This is a genomic window from Pilosibacter rotomagensis, assembly GCF_045062245.2.
GTDB lineage: Bacteria > Bacillota > Clostridia > Lachnospirales > Lachnospiraceae > Pilosibacter.
On record NZ_CM170323.1, the window covers coordinates 2,162,945 to 2,182,014 of the forward strand.

Genomic DNA, 19,070 nt, shown 5'->3' on the forward strand with positions numbered 1-19,070 from the left:
GTTCCTCCTTTATGCCTGTCCGCCGAACTCATCATAGATCTGGTCCACAAGGTTGTGGATCTCGTCTCTGCCGACGTTTTTGCAGATCCCGCGCGCCACGATCAGCGCAAGATCATTTTTCATCTCCTCCATCGTCCGCAGTTTATCCATATCCAGGGCGATCACGGCCCCGCGTCTGCGGTCCAGACGCAGGAAGCCTTCCTGTTTCAATACAGCATATGCCTTATTGACTGTATGCATGTTAATTCCGATCTCATCCGCAAGCTGTCTGACCGACGGAAGGCTGTCCCCGTCGTGAAGCACATCCATCGCAATGCCACAGATGATCTGGTTGCAGAGCTGGGTGTAGAGCGCTTCCTCACTGTCAAAATCAATCTTCAATACCATTCTATCACCGTCTTTGTTTTAGATTTTTGATACCGGGACCGCGCAAACAGCCCCGGTATCATTGTATTCCATTTGTTATATGTGTATAGTAACAGATTGCATGGAATCCGTCAAGCGGAATCATGATTTCGACGTACATATGTTCTTTTCAGCTTTTTATTCCAGGTCCAGCCTTCCCTCCGCTGACCGGTTCACCGCGATCCGCTCGATCGTCCAGGCGATATCCGCGGCCTTACCTTTCAGTTTTTCCCAGGCATCCGGATCCTGGTACACACGAAACAGTGCTCCGAAGATCACGTCATATTCTCTTCTCGCACCTTCCGGAAGTCCCGTCGCCTCCGAGATCTCGTCAAAGCGGTATCGCGCAGCTTTCGGGAACTGGTCTTTTTTCATCTCATCCCCGGAATTTTCATAGATATATGCCCCGAATCCGTCCTTCACCGCATCCGGCTTTGAAAAACGCAGTTCCTTTTTCTTCTCGTCGAGGGAATAAAAACAGGAATACAGCGGGTTTCCTCTCTTATCTTTAAAACCCCTGTATTCCCCGCCGGACGGGTCATACACAAACCTCCAGCCGTCATCGCGGAATTTCTTTCTCCACCCATCCGGGAACGCATTGATAAATCCGGCAATCATGTTTTCTTCCTCCGGGCTCACATCTTTTTTCGTCCCATCCGCGTTCACTGCCCGGATATCCCCGGCCGGATCCGGCTGTCCGTCATAGTCAATATAGGAAAATCCGGCATATTCATTTACGCGCATGCTCCCGTCCGGACGAAACGCATAAGTCTTTCCCCGGATCGTGCGAACAGCCTCCTGATTCATCGTTCCGTCCGCATCGAACCAGTACCACTTTCCCTTATCCTGAAACCACTGGATCATCGCATTTCCCGAAGGATCATAATAGTACCAGTTTCCGCCGCCCGGACCATCGTACTGCCAGCCCTCCGAGAGGGAACCATCCGTATTAAAGTGGTAACGAATGTTTCCGACCGTTCTCCATCCCGTCTCCATGATCCCGTTTTGATCAAAATGATACCACTCACCGTTAAGATCCTCCCAGGTGCCGCGCGCCGCTCTTCCGTCCGAATATTTGAACGTATACCCGGCATCCGTGAGTGTCCACGTCCCGTCCGCGGCGAATGACGTCATGGCATGTATGGCAGTCAGTGCGAGGGCTGCGGCCGTCAACGCATATTTTTTATTCTTCTTCACAGACAGTCCTCCTTTCCGCGTTTTCCGCTGTTTTCTGTTTGTTATGATCCGCAGCCATTCATTTACAGAGTCTGACTTGTCGGCACAGATCTGCCGGCCATCTGCTTTCTGACAGCCGGGCTGCCAAGCGTCCTGTCCGCCGCTTCTGTTAAATCTCCGTTCTCATCCATATCAGGAGCAGACGGATCCTTACTATTATCGGTTGAATCTGTGTGTAAAATCATTTATACTGAATAAAGGATTGTTTCATCCAAAGTCAGCACTTTCACGGACTCGGCCCCGTCAGAACAATACTGACCGCGGTTGATTTCTGGTCTGCAATCCTTTCGCCGTCCATCGAGGACAGGCGAATCCTTACTATTATTGACAAAGAAACTCACACGAAAGGATTTTTATATGAAACGATTTTTTGCCTGGGTGGGAATCCTCATCATCGCCGCGGTATTTCTCTCCCTCATCGTCCTGACATTCACCGGAGGTTCCGAAAATGTCATCATGGCACTTCTCTTCTGCGTCATCGTCATCCCGGTGATGCTCTACGGCTACGCGCTGATCTTAAAATATCTCCGCGGCAGGAACAAAAAAGACGATCAGCAGAATCCGTAATCCTTCGCCATCTTTTCCAGACGGTCAGCAGCCATTTTCAATGTCTCTTTCCCTCTGGAAAAATGCAGGCGGATATAGTTGTTCACCGGCTCCTTAAAGAAACTGGAGCCCGGCACTGCCGCCACACCATACTTCTTTATCATCCATTCACAGAACTCCAGATCTGTCCATCCGGAAAATTCCGGTCTCTCAAGGAATCCAGAAATATTCACAAGAACAAAATAGCTGCCCTGCGGAGTTGTGTGCGGGAGTCCCATCTGCTCCAGTCTTCCGCAGAGATAATCTCTCTTTTCTGTATAAAGGTCTTTCAGCCATTCATAATACTCCGGTCCAAATTTTAAGCCTGTGACTGCTGCTTCCTGAAGAGGTGCCGCAGCGCCCACCGTGAGGAAGTCATGAACCTTCTTTGCCGCCTCGATCACGCGCTCCGGTCCGATCAGATAGCCCAGTCTCCATCCGGTCATGGAATACGTCTTTGAAAGCGAGCTGCAGGTGATCGTCCGCTCGTACATTCCCGGGAGTGCCGCCATGGAAATATGACGGTTTCCATCATAAATAATATACTCGTACACCTCATCGGTGATCACAAATGCATCATACCGCTTCGCAAGCTCTGCAATCTCCTCCATCTCTCCCATAGTAAATACTTTTCCGCACGGATTCGACGGATTACAGAGGATCAGCGCCTTTGCTCCGTCCCGAAACGCCTGCTCCAGGACCGCTCTGTCGTAATGGAAATCCGGCGGCACAAGCGGAATATAGATCGGGTCTGCCCCGGAGAGGATCGCGTCTGCCCCATAGTTTTCATAGAACGGGCTGAAAACCGCAACCTTGTCTCCCGGATTGCACACCGTCATCATCGCTGCCATCATGGCCTCCGTTCCTCCACAGGTCACAACGATCTCCTTATCCGGATCGATCGGACGATTCCATTTCTTTGTATACATGTCTGCCAGAGCATCGCGGAAATTTTTCGCTCCGAATGTGATCGAATACTGGTGAGGGCCATGTTCCGCCGCCACCTTCAATGCCTCCAGGATCTCCTTCGGCGGATCAAAATCCGGGAATCCCTGGCTCAGATTGATGCTGCCCGGCGTCATATCGTTAATTCTCGTCATTCTCCGGATGACGGAGTCCGTAAATGTCTGTACTCTTCTGCTTAATTCCGGCATAGGAAAAACCTCTCTTCTGATGTATTTTGTCATTTATGATACCGCTGCCTCCTGAACAATTACGCACTTGCGGTCTTTTATCCTAGTATCATCTTACCACAACTGATCCGCGTGGCATATTTCTTTTTATTTACAATTTTATAAAAAGAACGGAATCCTACCTTAGTCAGAGATTCCGTTCTTATATTGTTTTCATCTTTATCTATCAGCGAAACTTTATCTCCGCTCTGTTCCTTCTCAAAATATCTTTCCGGACACACTCATTCATAGAATTATAAATTACACCATCCGCAACCATTTACATTTTTCCTATTTGCATCTCTTTTCTTTACCTTCTCCATGAAATAAGAATTCTCATAGAGAATCCGGCGCTCCCCACCCTGTAACGCAAAAAGACTCAAGTCTCACGACTTGAGTCTTTCGTGCGGAAGATGGGACTTGAACCCACACGATGTAACCACCACAAGATCCTTAGTCTTGCTCGTCTGCCAGTTCCGACACTTCCGCGTATCGGGTGTTTCAAGATTTCGTATCTCTCACCGACGCATATTAATATACCACACCTTTTCATGTTTGGCAAGTACTTTTTTAAACTTTTTTTATTTTTTTAATAGCATGTTTTATTTGTACAATTTGTATAACTGATAGCTATCAATTAACTTTATCCATAGTTTTTTCTCACGCTTCTCCCTTTACTCTCCACAGTCCAACCGCTGGGGCTTTGATGAAATAATACTCTTCCCCATTGTCCTCATACCAGCCCGTTTCCTTTCCCTTCGGCTGGTATTTTTTCATCATCGGCCCGATATCGGTCCACTCATAGCCCACGGATCTCATGATCTCCTCCGGCATAAGTTTTGGATCTGCCGCGTAGGTGATCTTAAATCTACCGTCCGACGAGCCGTGGATCAAGTGGGCCGCCGCCATCTCGATTCCGTTGAACTCCCCATTTTCATAGGCATTCTGTATCGTTTCCGTGCCGCTGTAACCGTATTTTCTGATACAGGAGTCTACCTCCTCATTCTCCCCAAAGGATTTTATCCCAGGTGCCAGGATCAGAAGTTCTCCTCCATCCGCGATCGCCATTCTTGTCCGGTAGACCGCTTTATTTCCAACCCAGGTACTGCCGAATTCCGCCGGATCCAGCCACGTGACAATCTTTTTCGCCCGTTTTGGAAGCCAGGTGATGTTCTTCTTTTCCGCAAGTCTGCATGCCGCAGAAAACGTCTCCCGCTCCTCGCCGATATAGAAACCGTAGAGATCAGAATCCTGATGTTTCTCACAGGTCACCGTCAGCATGAATGTGATTTTAAGCTGATCCAGGAAATTTTTCTGGACATAGTCAAAGATCCGTCTCACCGGCGTATTTTCCCGTCCCATGATCTTCTCGATTCCGCAGATGGCGCTGATCATATGGGATTGGTTGATCATGTCCCTGCCGCCGACTCCCACCAGCAGGTTTTTCGTGTAATTTGCCATTCCCACCACCTCATGGGGAACCACCTGACCGATGGATACGATCCGGTCAAACTCTCCTGAAAGAACGTTTCTGTTTAATTCAGCCGTAATCGCTCTCCTGTATGTTCCGCCGGTCGCTTCAGAAACAATCTCTTCCGGCACAATGCAGATATCTTCCGTGTCATTTTTCCAGTTATGACTTAAAAAACACACATCCGGGATTGCTCCGAAAAATCTGATTCTCTCTTCTCTCGTCATCTGCCGGTGTGTCCCCACCGCCGGCATAATCCGAACTTTGCATTCCCCAGATAATTTTTCATACAGATACGCGGTAATCTTTCCCGCATAAGAATAGCATCTCGTAATGTCCGGAGGCAGGATCAGAATCTTCTCTCCCTGTTTCACCTGGCTGATCCACGTTTCCAATATTCTCTTCCACTCATGATCCGCTAATGCCGCTTCTGATTTTTCTGCATAGATCATCATCTATTCTCCCTTCATATTGTATATTCATCTCTTTTGCCTTTTCACACATATTTTAGCCATTGCAATAATCTTACATATATCAGAAATTTTTCCGCAGCCAAGACCGGCACTGTTGATCACCCAACGCGATTTAAAAATCCCGTGCTTTGTAGTCACCATATAAAAGAAATTCCCTGTTTCATCTTTTTTGCGGTCAATTCCCGTCACTTCATGATCAAAGAAATATTTTGCTCCATTCTGTGCTGCATTCTCTGCCAGAGCAATCGTATAATTAAACGGATCCACAATTCCCGAGTTTTTCGAGAACATGGCAAACTCTCCCACCGCAGTCGGAACGAGTTTATGAAGTTCTTCTTTGCTTAAAAGATAAAGTTCAGACGCACCGTTCTTTTCTCCCTGAACAATCGTTCTCTTTAACGTCTCCAGATCTTCCGCCGTCTTTCCCACCAGCACTTTTCCGCAGCGTTTGAAGCTGAACCCCAGATCCTTTGACAATTCATCCATTCCCTGGTTTCCCTCTACACAGAGTTTCGCCTTCAGTTTTCCCACATCATACGCAAATCCACCGTGTACTACTCCTGAATTTCTGCCGCTGGTCTCATAACAGACATCCAGATTTTTTTCCAATACGCCAATGTGCAGACGATACTTCGTAAGCTCTCTTGCAATTGCACTTCCCACAACACCGCCGCCTATGACAATCACATCAAATGGTCCCACGACTTCCTCTCCTTCTTCGAGATTTTATACAATTTTTCATGTCTTTTAAGAATGTTTTTTGTAATTCATCCTACCTTTCATATTGAGATCTTATCATACTCTCATTCCATTTTCAAGTATTATGTTAATTTTTCTTATCTTTTGGCGTTTTTGCAAGTTTTTTACAACACAATTGCTTACGTTCTCCAATAAAAAAAGAAAAACCGCCCAGAATTCATCCTATAAATTCCAGGCAGTTTTTCTTTTTCATCACTTCTGTTTGCGGCATTTTATACACTTCCCAGCTCTCTCATAGCGGTTCGTATTGTAGAGCAAATGGAACCGCATTTCCATCTCCGCTTCAAAAGATTTGTGCTCACAGATGTACTGAAAAATTTTCCGATGTGATAGCAGTGTCTGATCATACTCCGTCTGTCCTACCTCTCTTGCAAAGACAGCAACGCCTTTCCCGATTACCGGCAAAAGGTTTTCCATTACAATATTATGAGTGCATTCGGCAATTTTCGTGTGAAATTTTGTATCCAGGTCCGAATAATCTCCTTTTTTCCATCACCAGTTCCATTTCCCTTAAAATTGAGGCAAGCTCCTCAATATCCTCTTCTTTGGCTCGCTGGGCGGCCAGTCCCGCGATCTGAGGTTCTAACATAATTCTCACCTGCAAGAGATCCCTTGTCAGTTTCACATGATCCTCAACCATCGAAAATCCCAAAGGGTCATCAGCAACCCCCTGTTTCCCTGACACAAAAGTCCCTGCCCCCTGTCGAATTTCCAATATATTTCTGGACGCCAGGATCTTCAGCGCCTCCCTCACCGTATTACGCCCAGCCCCCGTTTTCTCACAGAGTTCTTTTTCCGTAGGCAGCTTATCTCCCGCCCGGTATGGCGTTTTCTGAATCATATTCATAATTTCATCTGCAATTTGTTCCACCAGCGTTCGTGCCTGCACTCCCATATATCATCATCTCCTGTTCCTTCATTCACCTCTTCCATTATACATAATCCATTCATTCTTTCCAAGTCCAAATACTTGTCCGTAAATTATCTTTAAAGATATTTTGATTCATCGTTTTATCATTCTCAGCTATGTTCAGTCTGCTTTTCCCTTTTACTTTCTCCAGAAAAAATTTTTCTACTATAGTAAAGCAAGAGCGGAATCCCACTCAAATCCAGGATTCCGCTCTTATATCACATTCATTTATCAGCATGATCGAACTCTAATTGACGATATATTATATCCACATTAAAATCAGGTGCCGCAGTTTTTCTTCGTTTTTCGAATACCACAGACGCCTGGGAAATCAGGCAATGAACTTTTTAGAAATAAAGTTTTTGTTGATGTGTATAATCTTACCACTCTCGGCTAAAAAAGGAAAGAAGATTTTCCGCCACAACGCAAAAAGACTCAAGTCTTTCAACTTGAGTCTTTCATGCGGAAGATGGGACTTGAACCCACACGATGTAACCACCACAAGATCCTTAGTCTTGCTCGTCTGCCAGTTCCGACACTTCCGCGTATCGGGTGTTTCAAGATTTTGTATCTCTCACCGACGCATATTAATATACCACACCTTTTCATGTTTGGCAAGTACTTTTTTGAATTTTTTAAAAAAAATATTTTTTTAGCAATATTCAAAAAACTGTTGACAAATCCATTCCCTTATACTATAATATATCTTGTCAATGAGATACGTCATCTGACGAGATGCAGAAGTGGCGGAATTGGCAGACGCGCACGGTTCAGGTCCGTGTGATAGCAATATCATGAGGGTTCAAGTCCCTTCTTCTGCACGAAGACTTAAGTCGAAAGGCTTAAGCCTTTTTTGTTTAGTAGAAAGTTCCGATGGCACTTCCCATCACCAATTCGCCCGTTCAGTGCAATACGCATCTCGATCATCCCTCCCCTCTGTTCCTTTCACTGCCATCCCATCACCGATAAAGCTCCAGACTTGGATCGTCGCCTCTGGGAAACCGTTTGAAAGCTGCAAACATTCCCACCGCCAGCGCAGCGTCGGCATCCTCTCCGCCAACGCACAGCGCCGGCAAGACTCCGGGCATGGACCGCCCAATCCCATGAATCCGACTTTCTCTTAGTCTTCAGAAAAGCATTTCCGTAAGCTACAAACATCCCCATCACCAGCCCAGCGCAGCGTCGGCGTCCTCTCCGCCAACACACAGTGCCGGTGAGGCTCCGGGCATGGACCGCCTGATCCCGGGAGCTGGTTTCCTCTTAGCCCGCAGGAGAATGCGTTGGAGAGCGGCGGACACTTGTCTGAGCGCAGCGAGTTGTGTCCGCCGCTCTCCAACGCATTCTCCTGCGGGGTTAGAGGAACCCTCCCGGAATCCCGAAGTGTCCAGGCCCGGAGTCTCACCGGCCCATACCTTCCGACACTATGAATCAACCCACTTCTCTCTTTCAAACCAACACCCAGCAGCAGACACCCCACAAACGCAAAAACCTTCCCGACAGATCACTCCATCAGGAAGGTTTTCTCTTATCTCACTGACAATTAAGCCAGTTTTGTTTTTGCTAACTCAGCAAGCTTTGCAAAGCCCTCTGCGTCGTTGATAGCCATATCGGATAATACCTTACGGTTCATAACAACACCAGCCTGCTTTAAGCCGAACATGAACTTGCTGTAGGAAAGACCGTTGATTCTAGCTGCAGCGTTGATACGAGCGATCCAGAGCTGTCTGAACTGTCTCTTTCTCTCTTTTCTGCCAGCGTAGGAGCTTGTTAAAGCTCTCATTACGGACTGCTTTGCTACTCTATACTGTTTGGAACGAGCCCCTCTGTAACCTTTGGCTAACTTGAGCACTCTGTTATGTCTCTTCTTGGCATTTAAGCCACCTTTAATTCTTGCCATTGCTTAATTTCCTCCTTAATCTTAATTCCGAAAACAAATTATAAATACGGTAAAATCTTCTTCATTACCTTGCTGTTTGTGATATCGGTAACGATGTCTTTTCTAAGATTTCTCTTACGCTTTGTGGATTTCTTAGTTAAGATATGGGACTTATAAGCTTTATTTCTCACTAACTGACCAGTTCCGGTCTTTTTGAAACGTTTTGCAGCTGCTCTGCTTGTTTTCATTTTAGGCATTGTTGTTTCCTCCTTAAAATTGTTCCCTTATCGTTTTGCAGTTAAAAACATTACCAGGCTTCTTCCCTCTACTTTGGAAGGCTTATCGACAACAGCGATATCGGAAAGTTTCTCAGCGAAATCATCCAGAATATACTTCGTCTGGTTCATATGAGCCATCTCACGACCGCGGAAACGAAGCGTAATTTTTACCTTGTTGCCTTTTTCGATGAACTTTCTCGCAGATCCGATCTTTGTATTCAGATCGTTTGTATCGATATTCGGGGAAAGACGAACTTCCTTCACCTCAACCGTTTTCTGCTTCTTTTTCGCTTCCTTCTCCTTACGGATCATCTCATACTTGTATTTGCCGTAATCAATGATCTTACATACCGGCGGCTTCGCTGCCGGAGCAATCTTTACAAGATCCAGTTCTGCATCTCTCGCCATTTTGTAAGCGTCTTTTGCAGACATGATTCCAAGCTGCTCACCATTTTCTCCAATTAAACGAACTTCCTTATCACGGATCTGCTCGTTAATCATTAACTCGCTAATAGCCGTACACCTCCAACTCTCATACTCTACATATGTCGATAGAAAAGAAAAAGCAGATAGGTAACTATCCGCTCGTAACTGCATTGGTTTGGCATGCTGCTGCATGATAAAAACCGATGTCTATGAACCCGGGTCACTTACTCGTGCCAGGGTGAGGCGGATACCTGCTTTCCTGTCAGTTGTTCTCACAACTTATGTAAGTTTACTATAGGAATCCCGTTTTGTCAATCCCTTTCTTTAAAAAAAATCAGCAGACGTCGCGCTCTTCGTATCAGGTCGATAAGCCGCGTGAAAAAGCCGGAACGCACAGAACGCAGCCGGATTCCATGTCCGCTGCGTCCCGTCACTTCCTTTTTTTATTTTTCCCTGAAGCTCGCACACTCTGTCTGTCCGACCGCCATAGCCCCGTCACCGGCGATCGTGATCCGCTCTGCCCGGCATGTGCGGTCATCATTGTAAAGGCAGTTCATCACATCGCAGTCGACCTGCAGTTTCGATTCCGGTGTCTTAAAGAGGTTCTTAAAAAGACCTCCGCGATTTTCCTCAAAACTCCCGCAGCAGGTATCACAGCAGTTTCTCGCCTGTGCGCCCTCCACGAGGATCGTATTTTTACAGCAGCATTTTTCCGCGTTGTGAACACATGTTGTCACTGTACAGTCCAGTTTTGTCATAACATGACCTCCTTTTCTTTTCAGAGATCATTATGAACAAAAAGGTCCCGGATTATTCACCACGGAACCTTTTTCTGGCATATCTGCACCACGCAGTCGTTATTTTCTGCCTGTTTTACGCCTCTTCCACCGGATATTTCAGTCTCTTCAGGCGTTCCATCAGCGTGCTGCTGTCCTTCATGAGCGGATAGATCGTAACGATCGGCTTGTCATTCTTATCGATCAGTTCATAACTCACGATCGAACCCGTCTTTTTCTTCTTATACACGACCGCTTTTTTCAGATCCGTAAATGGGACCACTTTTTTCCTTCCGATCACAGGATTCACCCGGATCGTCTTTCCATCGATCGTAGTCTTCCATAAAAGCCCCCAAAGAGCAAACAGGAGACCAGCGATCCCGCAGATAACATAGAATGCCTTGATAAACGGTTTTCCATCCGCTGCCGGATTCATAAAAAAGCTCCCCATTGTCAATACATCCACGATCCCCATGAACGGCACCACCAACGTATACTTCAGTTTGAGTGTCGGCAGTTTCTCGATCTGCATCTTCTCTTCTTTCTTGATCTTCATCCCCACAATCCTCTCCGTTTTATTTTTCGCGCAGATCACTCATCCCGCACAGTCCCTGTCCCAGGCAGGAAGTTTTGATCCATTTACGCATTTTTTACTTTCTCGATCACCTTATTGCAGCGTTTCTCAAGGAAGCCTCCAAAAGTCTCCTTCTTCCCGCGGTAAAAACCGGCTTTCTCCACCGGTATCGCAAGAGAACGGTTCCAGAAGATCATATAATATTTGCTGGTCTCCTTGATCCATGCGATCCCTTCGTACTGGTACTCCGTGATGATCCCCGGACGCTCCACGGTAAAGGTATCCTCATAGAAATTCAGGGTGCAGCGCTCTCCTTTTAAGCCGGAACTCTCCAGAAGCTGCAGAGCCTGATTTTTATCTGCCGATATCGAATTTGTCTTTTTCCCGGAAGTCTCCCCGTTCTGTCTCTCATTCATTCGTCTCAAGACCACCGCTACCACAAGGCCGCAGAGCACCGCCTGCAGGATCCTCGTAGACGTTTCAAGCTGTCCGAACGCCATGTAAACAGCTGCTCCCACAAGAAGCGCCATCAATGTATCCTTCAGTCCGAAATCCGGGAGCTGAAACCGGATCTTCTTTCCGTTTTCTTCCTTCGGCATCATCCTCGGTTTGGATGCCACGACCTGATGATAAAACATATCTTCATCATATGTTGATCTTACTGCGTATATTGGTTCCATCCTGCACCTCCTATCGTACCGTGAGCTGTTCCATCGGAAGATGACATTTTTCCGTGAGGAAACCTGCAAGTTCCGTGGAATTTCCCTGCACCGCGTCATCCTTCATGAAATACCGGACCACATTTCCGCGTTCCACGATCACATACATGCCGGACATATCGATGAGACGTCCCACATTATCGTACTTCACACGGGATTTCTCATTCTTTCCGACAACCTCATATCCGTCATCATAGAAGCGGTATTCCCACTGGTAATTGTCATCCATCTTTCCTGCCTCAAACTGCAGATGGATCTGTTTCTTCGCATCCATCCAACCTTTGAGGAGCGCATATCCGCCGAACAGGAAGCCCATGGCACAAAGGATCCCGATCATCATCAGCGCATCCCCGATCGTGCCTCCGACGATCGCCTTCGCTGCCATGCAGAGCAGGAACACCCCCAGAAAGATCGACATGATGCGTTTTCCGCCGGACTGGAAACCAAGTTTCCGGACTCCTTTTTCCAGATGAAGCAGCTTTTCTTCCGTCACATGGTGCCGGATGATAAACCTCGCATCCTTTTCATTCCGTAATTCCATCTTATTCCTCCTCGTATAATAAGTTCGTAGGCAAGAAATATCGCTTATGAACTTATTCTTTTTATGGGTATAGATGGTAAGGACATCCAAGAGGAACTCCCCTCATCCTGAATCCCATCCATACGGTCAACAGTTACTTTTTATATGATTCATCCTGTGTTATGATATCAGGCAGAGTCTGATGTCCGAAGGCACTGCTTTTCCTCCTTTCAGCCGGCTTTGGCCGTGACTGCTTTTTTAGCATTCAGCCTGGCACATATGGCACATTCCGCTAACACAGAATTTTCGTCCCCCGCCGTAGCTCCAGCAAGAAAGGCTGGCCGGGTGCATGCTCATTGCGCGAGGCTTCGGTCACCATATGCAGCACAGGATAAACCTTTTACTTCAGGCTCCACAAATCCAGATCGGAAAGGATGTGATATCTTGTTAAAGATCAACTATATGTCCACCTTGTTTGTAGGTATTGATGTAAGCTCAAAATCCAATGCGGTCTATGCCATGGATTTTGAAGAAAACAAGTACATCTCATCCTCATTTGGCAACAATCAGCCCGGCGCTGATGAACTTGCCGATATGATCGCTAAATGCATGCAGAAACATAAAAACCTTGATACAATCATCGTTGCTTTAGAGTCTACCTCTGTTTACAGCGTCCATATCGCAAATTTTCTTTCTACATGTGAGACGCTTATGCCGTACAAGCCCTATGTTTTCTGTGTCAACCCCAAGGCTACATCCAATTACCGTAAATCCTATATCGGAATGGAAAAGACGGATCCTATCGATGCTTTTCTCATTGCTGACTTCGCAAGGGTCGGCAGGACGAAAAAGCTTGAGCCTTGGCGCGGCGGCCAGTTTATCGCCCTGAAGCGTCTTACCAGGCATCGCATGCACCTGTCAGAATGCATTACCAGGGAAAAGACCTACATGGTTTCAAACCTGTATCTGAAGTTCAGCGAACTGCAGCTTCTTGAGGGTGATAACAAGCCGTTCAGCAATATTTACGGCGCAACATCTTCTGCCATACTGACGGAGTTCCTGTCCCCCCAGGAGATCATCGACCTCTCAGAGGAAGAACTCCTTTCGTTCCTCGCTGAAAAAAGCAGGAACCGTATTTCTGACATATCCAGGACATCCGAGCTTTTGCGGAAAGCCGCAAGGGACTCGTACCGTTTGGATCAATGCATGTATGAACCACTGAATATTTCACTTGCAAGCTCATTTAACTGCATCCAGGCCTATCAAAAAGAAATAAAACTGATAGAGCAGGCAATTGAAAAGTGCATCAATGGGATGAACCCGAATGCGTTTCTTATCCTGAAGTCCATTCCCGGTATCGGACCGGTATGGGCCTCCGGCATGCTGTCCGAAATAGGCGACATAACTGCGTTCCACTCATCCGATGCACTTGCAAAGTATGCCGGTTTGTACTGGCTGAAAAACGATTCCGGCGATTTTATTTCCGAGGACAATCAAGTCTCAAAAGTCGGGAATCCGTATCTGCGCTATTATCTGGGAGAAGCGGCTAACAGCGTCAGGAAGCATGTGCCAGAATACACTGAGTATTATGCAAAAAAATATGCTGAAGTTACCAAGCATCAGCACAAAAGAGCACTCGCGCTTACATCTCGTAAACTTGTACGGCTTGTTTTTGGATTGCTGGTCAAAAACCAACTGTACACCGGCGAAAAGCTGGACACTCAATCAAATATCAACAAGAACTGATGTTCGCCTTTGGATTTTCCGCCGAAGGTCTATTAAAGTTACCCTTTTTCCTGAAAAATATATCAAAATCTTTTTTAAAAACTCTTGACATATCACCAGAATGCTTGTGTCGCAACTATTTTTTCAGAACTATTACTGGAAGACAATGATCGCCGCTGTCAGGCTCACGATCCCCAGAATGATCGATGCCGAGTTCACTGCACTGGCCAGATTGATATCTCCATCAAGCATGGACGTATACGCGACTCCGAGCGCCGATACCGGACCAAACATCAAGATCGCAAGTGTTCTGCGGATCTCCTGGGAAAATGGAAGGAACTGATAAAACAGGACCGCCAGGACCGCCGAGATCATGAAGCGGGTTCCCAGGATCTTCGCCACACTGCCTGTCTGTTCTCTCGTCATATGTAATTCCAGTCCCAGACCGATCATTATCATGGAAAGGAATGTATTGGCATTTCCCACCGTCTCAGCAACCTGGTCCGCAAAGACCGGAAGCCGGAGTCCCGCCATGGTCAGCGCCGTCATGATCACATAGCAGTCAAAAGGAACCGACTTTAAAAGCTGCACCACGATCCTGCGGATCTGGTGTTTATCCCCGTTTTCTCCTTTTCCGGCAACTGACATCGCCACTGCATAGGAACCGCCGGTACAGACCACCGCGTTTCCCGTATCAAAGAGACTCGTGCACGCCACGCCGGGCGCACCTAAAAATCCCTGGACGAACGGCATGGTAAAACATCCAATATTATATCCCGAAGCATTCACAAGACCAAAGGCCTTCTGCTCTCTCGTTCCCCTTGCGAACAGTCCGTAGCCGATCACCGCGTACGCGCCGCTGCACAGGAAGCCGATCAATACGATCACCAGCATGGAGACATCCATGGTCGCCTGGCCGAAATTATGGATGATCGCCGCCGGCAGCGTGATCTTTGTGACAAGTTTTGAGAAGACCGGAAGATCCGTCTGATGCAAAAGACCAATCTTTTTTAAACCGTATCCCATCAGGATGATCAGAAAAAAACATCCCGCTTTCAATAATACTGCACTCATTTTTCATGTCCCTCTTTTTATGTCTTTTTGGCAGAAATATAAACAAAGGTTATTATATCTCAAAGTCGCGATCGAATCAATCACTCTTTTCCATCCGGAAAAGTATTGATCCCATATCCCAGAGTGATTTCACATAGCGATTTCGTTTTTCCCGCACTGGACAGTTTTCTGTTCTGATGTTATACTTGTTCTGTTCTCATACAGTTTTCAGGGAGGTTTTTTACCATGTCCGAAGAAAAAGATGCAAAAATTCAGGAACTGGAAGCCGAGATTGCCCGTTTGAAAGAAGAAAATTCAAAGCTTCAGGAGACTGTCCAGTGGATGCATGACCTGATCTGGAAGATGGTCCGTGACCGCGAGGGGCAGAAAGGAGATCCTGCCGATGGTACATACGCTTGTTCCGATGTCCGTGAAGATCAAGATCAAAAACTTTGAGACACCGGCACGGCTGATCAATCACATGGAATTATCCTGTGCAGTTGGTATGGCATGCCGCGAGGCTTCGCTCCCATGCCCGGTGGGAACTGCAGGAATGGGGCTCAAAGAGTTCGTAAAGTCGGTTCCGGATACTATTTTTTCAAGTCCGGCCGTCAATGAGAAATTGAAGGTTCTGATCCGCGATTATATCTATAAGAAGGGCGAGGTTCTGGATGACGACTCACTGATCACCCTGAAACTCGGATATGAAGAATCTTAGGTGTGGCTGCCGCGAGCCAGGTCAGCCGCATAATCTGATCCGGATCCGGATCATAATGGAAGGAGTTTACAGCGATGGGAATTACTGAAAAAGAGTTTCTCGATAAAATGATCGCGCTGGCAAAAGCAGGCGAGGATGAAATGGAGCATTTAAAATGCATGTTTTACGCATGGGCAGAATTTTTCGAAGCTGACGAGGAGACCGTAAACGGGATTGCCGAACTTCTCGCTGACGCCGCGGAGATTTCCGATAAAGATGCGTTTATCAAAAATTTAAACTGTATTTTATAATTGCAAAAAGACCGGATCCTGCGTAAAGAACGGATCCGGTCTTTTTTGTTTACGCGAATAACGAGCCAAAGTCCGCGCTTGCGCGAGACCTTGGCGACTGTCATGATAACTTCCCGTTACGCAAAAAGGTTCATTTTTATTCCTCTGTGCTGTCATCTTCCGGGCAGAGATACTCGATCAGAGCGTCCTGCTCTTTTCCGGACAGGCGGAAGAAACCTTCGCCTACGCAGAGGTAACCATCTTCAACATAAACTTCGCTGGAATCAAAATACTCGCCTTTCGCGAACTTGCGGTTTAATTCCGCATTGATCTCGCCGTAGTTTTCCACTCCGAAGATCTTGTTCTTCTTCTGTTCGATCTTCATTAAGTGATAATATGCTTTCTTTAAATAATCGCCCCGTTTTTTCATAAGAGTTCTCCTTTGCTTTTTATATTCTCTGTAATAAAAGTGTACGGGATAATGCTGAGTTTGTCAATCAGGTATCCTGTTTCTTTAAAAAAATAAGAACCCCGCAACCCCGCATAAACACTGGATTCTTGAGATTCTTATTAGTGGACCTGAGGGGAATCGAACCCCTGTCCGAAAACCAATCCCCTGTTCTTCTACTATCATAGTCTGTTATTTAAAATTCCCTCCCGCGCCCGAAAGCAGACATCCTGACTCGTTTGGTAGCTTCATGATACGCCCACGTGCGCAAAGCTTTGCACGTGTCGTTTCCTGCTTTAAATGATGCCGGTGACTTAAAATGCAGGTCTTCTAAGGCCGACAGCTGCCTAAATTAGGCTGCGTATGCTAATTCGTCGTTAGCGTTTATATTTAGGTTTGCCATTTAACGCATTGCATGCGGATAGCTTCACCAGCTTCAAAGTCCCCGTCGAAACCAGTACAAGCCCTTACTGGCACTCTCTTCGGAGTTAAGCTGAGGCAGAGTCTGTCTGCAGTCTCTGTCGCACGGCATTGTTTTTTCTGGGCGACCCCGGACCAAAAACTACACCCTTATGTAACCCAAATCCTATCATCATTTCTTCGAATTGTCAAGTGTATCTTTGCAAAGTCCCCTGCAGTTGTCATCATGCACGGATATTTCCCGCCCGCACACTGCAGACAGATCCTACCGGTTCTTTCTATTATAGAGCCGCAGGATCTGTCCTCAGCCGCATCTTTCAGCATTTACAATTCAGAAAATTTTCTGTCCATCAAGATCCGCTGCCGTTGCCGTACGCATTTCCGGCATTTACATGCACTCCATCAGGATCTGATAGATTTCTTCGCGATCCAGTTCACGCGGATTTGTCTTTATGATATTGCAGGTATCAGCAACTTTCCGGAGTACCTCCGGTGTGATCTCCACATTTGATCCCAGCTGGCTCATCTTCGTCGGAAAACCGCATTCTTTCACAAATTCTTCCAATGCTTTTATTCCGCCCTCTGCTGTATCAGCGCCAAACACTGCTTTCGCAAAACGTGTGAATTTTTCTTCTGCGTCTTTCAAAATATGACGATAGTAAACCGGCTGGATCACCGCAAGACCCTGTCCATGGTTGCAGTCCGTATAAGCTCCAAGCTGATGCTCGATCTGATGAGCCTGGAAATCGGTCACACGGCCCACTTTCAGGATTCCATTCTCCGCCATCGCAGAATCCCACATCAGATTGCCTCGCGCCTGAATATCATTGATATCCACAAGAACGCGCCGCATATTGACAACCGTATTTCTCATGACTGCTAATGCCACATCATCGGAAACATTGTCCTGATCGGAAGTCCCGAGATATGTTTCCATCGCATGGCTCAATGTGTCAAATGCGCCGGAGAGCACCTGCATCTTCGGTACCGTCATCGTGTAGGACGGATCCAGGACCGCAAATGATGCCGCAGTGCCAAAGATCGGTCCCTTCCACATTTTTTCCTCACAAGTGATCACGGACCCGGCATTCATCTCCGCACCTGTTCCGGATGCTGTGACAACAGCTCCCATCGGGATCCCGGTCGTCGGGAATTTTCCCTTACCATATTCCATGTCCCAGATATCCTCATCAAGAACTGCCTGCGCAGAGATTACTTTGCAGCAGTCAATGACACTTCCGCCGCCGACAGCCAGGATAAAATCTACTTTCTTTTCCCTGACAAGAGCTGCACCTTCCTGTACCTTCGCATATGTAGGATTCGGCATGATCCCGGAAAAATCCACGATCTCCTTCCCTGCTTCTGTGAGCAGAGATCTCATTTCGTCGTAAACTCCCGATTTTTTGATCGAACCTCCGCCGTATGCAAGCATCACAGTCTTTCCAAACCTTCCAAGTTCTGCCGCGATCGCCTTTCTTGCCGCGCCTTCTCCAAAATATACCTTCATTGGATACGAATAAACAAACTCCTTCATGATAGTTTCCTCCTTCATATTGTCTGATCCTATTACTTTTTTTCAGCCGTATACTCTCATGGATCTTCCGCTCCTGTCCCTGCTGCCGGATGCAAATCTCCCGGCGCACAGAACACGCCCGATTTACGATCCTGTGATCCGATTGTTTCTATCGGTTGTTGCCATTGATTATAGGATTCGGTTGTGACTACCGGTCAAGGAATTTTTGAAATTTTTTACATAAACCACCAGAATCCACAACTGCATGATACAGGTTCTTCAGCCCGGAAAATTCCGTTTACAAAAAACGGCAGTCGATTCTTATAAATGTTTTCTTATATATTAGTACATCTCTCAATGCCTGAATCGCCTTGTGTTTCTCTGCCGCTCCGATATATTAAGTCAAGGAACTTTTCATTACTTTTCCCGGGTAGGAATTTTCTGAACGGAAAATTCCGTATGATACAGTTGTGGCCGCGAATTTTGCCGATTCAAAATGCGAAGCATCGGAAAAATCCGATTCCTTTGCGCTTTCCGTTTCTTATAAATGTCTTATTTTATATTAGTATGTCTTATTTATAATTATTAGCAAATCTTTTAAGTATTCAGTCAAAAACTTTTGAAATTGCAACTATTCTTCAATTTCCAAAACATTTATTTTTTCTTATGTAAATATTGTGCAAATTGAACATTGACAGAAACCGCCATTTAATGGTAACTTTACTGTAAGTTCGCTCAGCGTTT

General features: G+C 46.4%; 22 protein-coding genes, 3 tRNA genes and 1 other RNA gene. 6 read left to right on the forward strand and 20 right to left on the reverse strand.

The genetic code is table 11. The features are described 5' to 3' along the window. Window positions 1–9: 9 nt before the first annotated feature. A complete protein-coding gene (locus ACI3EW_RS09640; RefSeq protein ID WP_118298427.1) occupies window positions 10–387 on the reverse strand; it encodes a GntR family transcriptional regulator in 378 nt (125 codons plus the stop codon). A gap of 156 nt (window positions 388–543) precedes the next feature. Beyond that, entirely contained in the window at window positions 544–1,602 is a 1,059-nt protein-coding gene (locus tag ACI3EW_RS09645) for an N-acetylmuramoyl-L-alanine amidase family protein (protein ID WP_118529726.1), read from the reverse strand. Window positions 1,603–1,998: 396 nt separating this feature from the next. Here ACI3EW_RS09645 and ACI3EW_RS09650 point away from each other — a divergent pair, with 396 nt between their 5' ends. Beyond that, window positions 1,999–2,208: a hypothetical protein gene (locus tag ACI3EW_RS09650; RefSeq protein WP_147352380.1), complete on the forward strand. Its 210-nt coding sequence runs from the start codon at window positions 1,999–2,001 to the stop codon at window positions 2,206–2,208. On the opposite strand, the gene ACI3EW_RS09655 is transcribed toward ACI3EW_RS09650, so the two are convergent. From ACI3EW_RS09655 to ACI3EW_RS09685, 7 genes are all read right to left on the reverse strand, one after another. Further along, window positions 2,193–3,380: a pyridoxal phosphate-dependent aminotransferase gene (locus ACI3EW_RS09655; RefSeq protein ID WP_118529926.1), complete on the reverse strand. Its 1,188-nt coding sequence runs from the start codon at window positions 3,378–3,380 to the stop codon at window positions 2,193–2,195. The genes ACI3EW_RS09650 and ACI3EW_RS09655 overlap by 16 nt on opposite strands. A 423-nt stretch (window positions 3,381–3,803) precedes the next feature. Then, a tRNA-Leu gene (locus ACI3EW_RS09660) sits at window positions 3,804–3,887 on the reverse strand. Window positions 3,888–4,058: 171 nt separating this feature from the next. Next, window positions 4,059–5,324 carry a nickel-dependent putative hexonate epimerase gene (locus ACI3EW_RS09665; RefSeq protein ID WP_215702773.1) on the reverse strand — a complete coding sequence of 422 codons (1,266 nt, stop codon included), beginning with the start codon at window positions 5,322–5,324 and terminating at the stop codon, window positions 4,059–4,061. Window positions 5,325–5,348: 24 nt separating this feature from the next. Next, a complete protein-coding gene (locus tag ACI3EW_RS09670) occupies window positions 5,349–6,044 on the reverse strand; it encodes an NAD(P)/FAD-dependent oxidoreductase (RefSeq protein ID WP_405578944.1) in 696 nt (231 codons plus the stop codon). A 249-nt stretch (window positions 6,045–6,293) separates the two neighbouring features. After that, window positions 6,294–6,518 carry a hypothetical protein gene (locus tag ACI3EW_RS09675; RefSeq protein WP_485662897.1) on the reverse strand — a complete coding sequence of 75 codons (225 nt, stop codon included), beginning with the start codon at window positions 6,516–6,518 and terminating at the stop codon, window positions 6,294–6,296. Between the two features lie 7 nt (window positions 6,519–6,525). Next, a complete protein-coding gene (locus ACI3EW_RS09680; RefSeq protein WP_279220222.1) occupies window positions 6,526–6,996 on the reverse strand; it encodes a FadR/GntR family transcriptional regulator in 471 nt (156 codons plus the stop codon). 476 nt (window positions 6,997–7,472) lie between these two features. Then, window positions 7,473–7,556 (reverse strand) — tRNA-Leu (locus tag ACI3EW_RS09685). Window positions 7,557–7,748: 192 nt separating this feature from the next. Between ACI3EW_RS09685 and ACI3EW_RS09690 the strand changes: the two genes are divergently transcribed. Then, a tRNA-Leu gene (locus tag ACI3EW_RS09690) sits at window positions 7,749–7,832 on the forward strand. A 719-nt stretch (window positions 7,833–8,551) separates the two neighbouring features. Here ACI3EW_RS09690 and rplT read toward each other — a convergent pair. From rplT to ACI3EW_RS09725, 7 genes are all read right to left on the reverse strand, one after another. After that, the gene (rplT, locus tag ACI3EW_RS09695; protein ID WP_118298422.1) at window positions 8,552–8,908 is read right to left on the reverse strand and encodes a 50S ribosomal protein L20; all 357 of its coding nucleotides are present in this window, start codon (window positions 8,906–8,908) and stop codon (window positions 8,552–8,554) included. Between the two features lie 38 nt (window positions 8,909–8,946). After that, window positions 8,947–9,144, reverse strand: coding sequence for a 50S ribosomal protein L35 (gene rpmI / locus ACI3EW_RS09700; protein ID WP_021906099.1), 198 nt, complete (start codon window positions 9,142–9,144; stop codon window positions 8,947–8,949). Window positions 9,145–9,171: 27 nt separating this feature from the next. Further along, window positions 9,172–9,666 carry a translation initiation factor IF-3 gene (gene infC / locus ACI3EW_RS09705; protein ID WP_118298421.1) on the reverse strand — a complete coding sequence of 165 codons (495 nt, stop codon included), beginning with the start codon at window positions 9,664–9,666 and terminating at the stop codon, window positions 9,172–9,174. A 368-nt stretch (window positions 9,667–10,034) separates the two neighbouring features. Further along, window positions 10,035–10,349: a DUF1540 domain-containing protein gene (locus tag ACI3EW_RS09710; RefSeq protein WP_118322093.1), complete on the reverse strand. Its 315-nt coding sequence runs from the start codon at window positions 10,347–10,349 to the stop codon at window positions 10,035–10,037. Window positions 10,350–10,464: 115 nt separating this feature from the next. After that, window positions 10,465–10,923 carry a DUF6560 family protein gene (locus tag ACI3EW_RS09715; RefSeq protein ID WP_118529723.1) on the reverse strand — a complete coding sequence of 153 codons (459 nt, stop codon included), beginning with the start codon at window positions 10,921–10,923 and terminating at the stop codon, window positions 10,465–10,467. A gap of 83 nt (window positions 10,924–11,006) precedes the next feature. After that, window positions 11,007–11,621, reverse strand: coding sequence for a YcxB family protein (locus ACI3EW_RS09720; protein ID WP_118529722.1), 615 nt, complete (start codon window positions 11,619–11,621; stop codon window positions 11,007–11,009). Window positions 11,622–11,631: 10 nt separating this feature from the next. Next, on the reverse strand, window positions 11,632–12,201 hold the full coding sequence (locus tag ACI3EW_RS09725; protein ID WP_118529721.1) for a hypothetical protein: 570 nt from the start codon (window positions 12,199–12,201) through the stop codon (window positions 11,632–11,634). A gap of 423 nt (window positions 12,202–12,624) precedes the next feature. Between ACI3EW_RS09725 and ACI3EW_RS09730 the strand changes: the two genes are divergently transcribed. Next, window positions 12,625–13,926, forward strand: a complete 1,302-nt coding sequence (locus ACI3EW_RS09730) for an IS110 family RNA-guided transposase (RefSeq protein ID WP_227117340.1) — start codon at window positions 12,625–12,627, stop codon at window positions 13,924–13,926. Between the two features lie 132 nt (window positions 13,927–14,058). Here ACI3EW_RS09730 and ACI3EW_RS09735 read toward each other — a convergent pair whose 3' ends face one another. Next, a complete protein-coding gene (locus tag ACI3EW_RS09735; protein WP_405578929.1) occupies window positions 14,059–14,979 on the reverse strand; it encodes an AEC family transporter in 921 nt (306 codons plus the stop codon). A gap of 225 nt (window positions 14,980–15,204) precedes the next feature. Here ACI3EW_RS09735 and ACI3EW_RS09740 point away from each other — a divergent pair, with 225 nt between their 5' ends. The 3 genes from ACI3EW_RS09740 (at window position 15,205) to ACI3EW_RS09750 (ending at window position 15,966) form a co-directional block, all read left to right on the forward strand. Next, the gene (locus ACI3EW_RS09740; RefSeq protein WP_118529719.1) at window positions 15,205–15,414 is read left to right on the forward strand and encodes a hypothetical protein; all 210 of its coding nucleotides are present in this window, start codon (window positions 15,205–15,207) and stop codon (window positions 15,412–15,414) included. Then, on the forward strand, window positions 15,362–15,676 hold the full coding sequence (locus tag ACI3EW_RS09745; protein WP_118529718.1) for a DUF3837 family protein: 315 nt from the start codon (window positions 15,362–15,364) through the stop codon (window positions 15,674–15,676). Before ACI3EW_RS09740 ends, ACI3EW_RS09745 begins: the two co-directional genes overlap by 53 nt. A gap of 74 nt (window positions 15,677–15,750) precedes the next feature. Then, window positions 15,751–15,966, forward strand: a complete 216-nt coding sequence (locus ACI3EW_RS09750; RefSeq protein ID WP_118529717.1) for a hypothetical protein — start codon at window positions 15,751–15,753, stop codon at window positions 15,964–15,966. Window positions 15,967–16,102: 136 nt separating this feature from the next. Here the strand turns inward: ACI3EW_RS09750 and ACI3EW_RS09755 are convergent, their stop codons facing one another. The 3 genes from ACI3EW_RS09755 to ACI3EW_RS09765 all read right to left on the reverse strand — a co-directional run bounded on the left by ACI3EW_RS09755 (window position 16,103) and on the right by ACI3EW_RS09765 (window position 18,347). Then, window positions 16,103–16,375: a hypothetical protein gene (locus ACI3EW_RS09755; RefSeq protein WP_118529716.1), complete on the reverse strand. Its 273-nt coding sequence runs from the start codon at window positions 16,373–16,375 to the stop codon at window positions 16,103–16,105. 141 nt (window positions 16,376–16,516) lie between these two features. Then, window positions 16,517–16,860: a transfer-messenger RNA gene (gene ssrA / locus ACI3EW_RS09760) on the reverse strand. Window positions 16,861–17,201: 341 nt separating this feature from the next. Then, a complete protein-coding gene (locus ACI3EW_RS09765) occupies window positions 17,202–18,347 on the reverse strand; it encodes an iron-containing alcohol dehydrogenase (protein WP_118529667.1) in 1,146 nt (381 codons plus the stop codon). Window positions 18,348–19,070 lie beyond the last annotated feature (723 nt).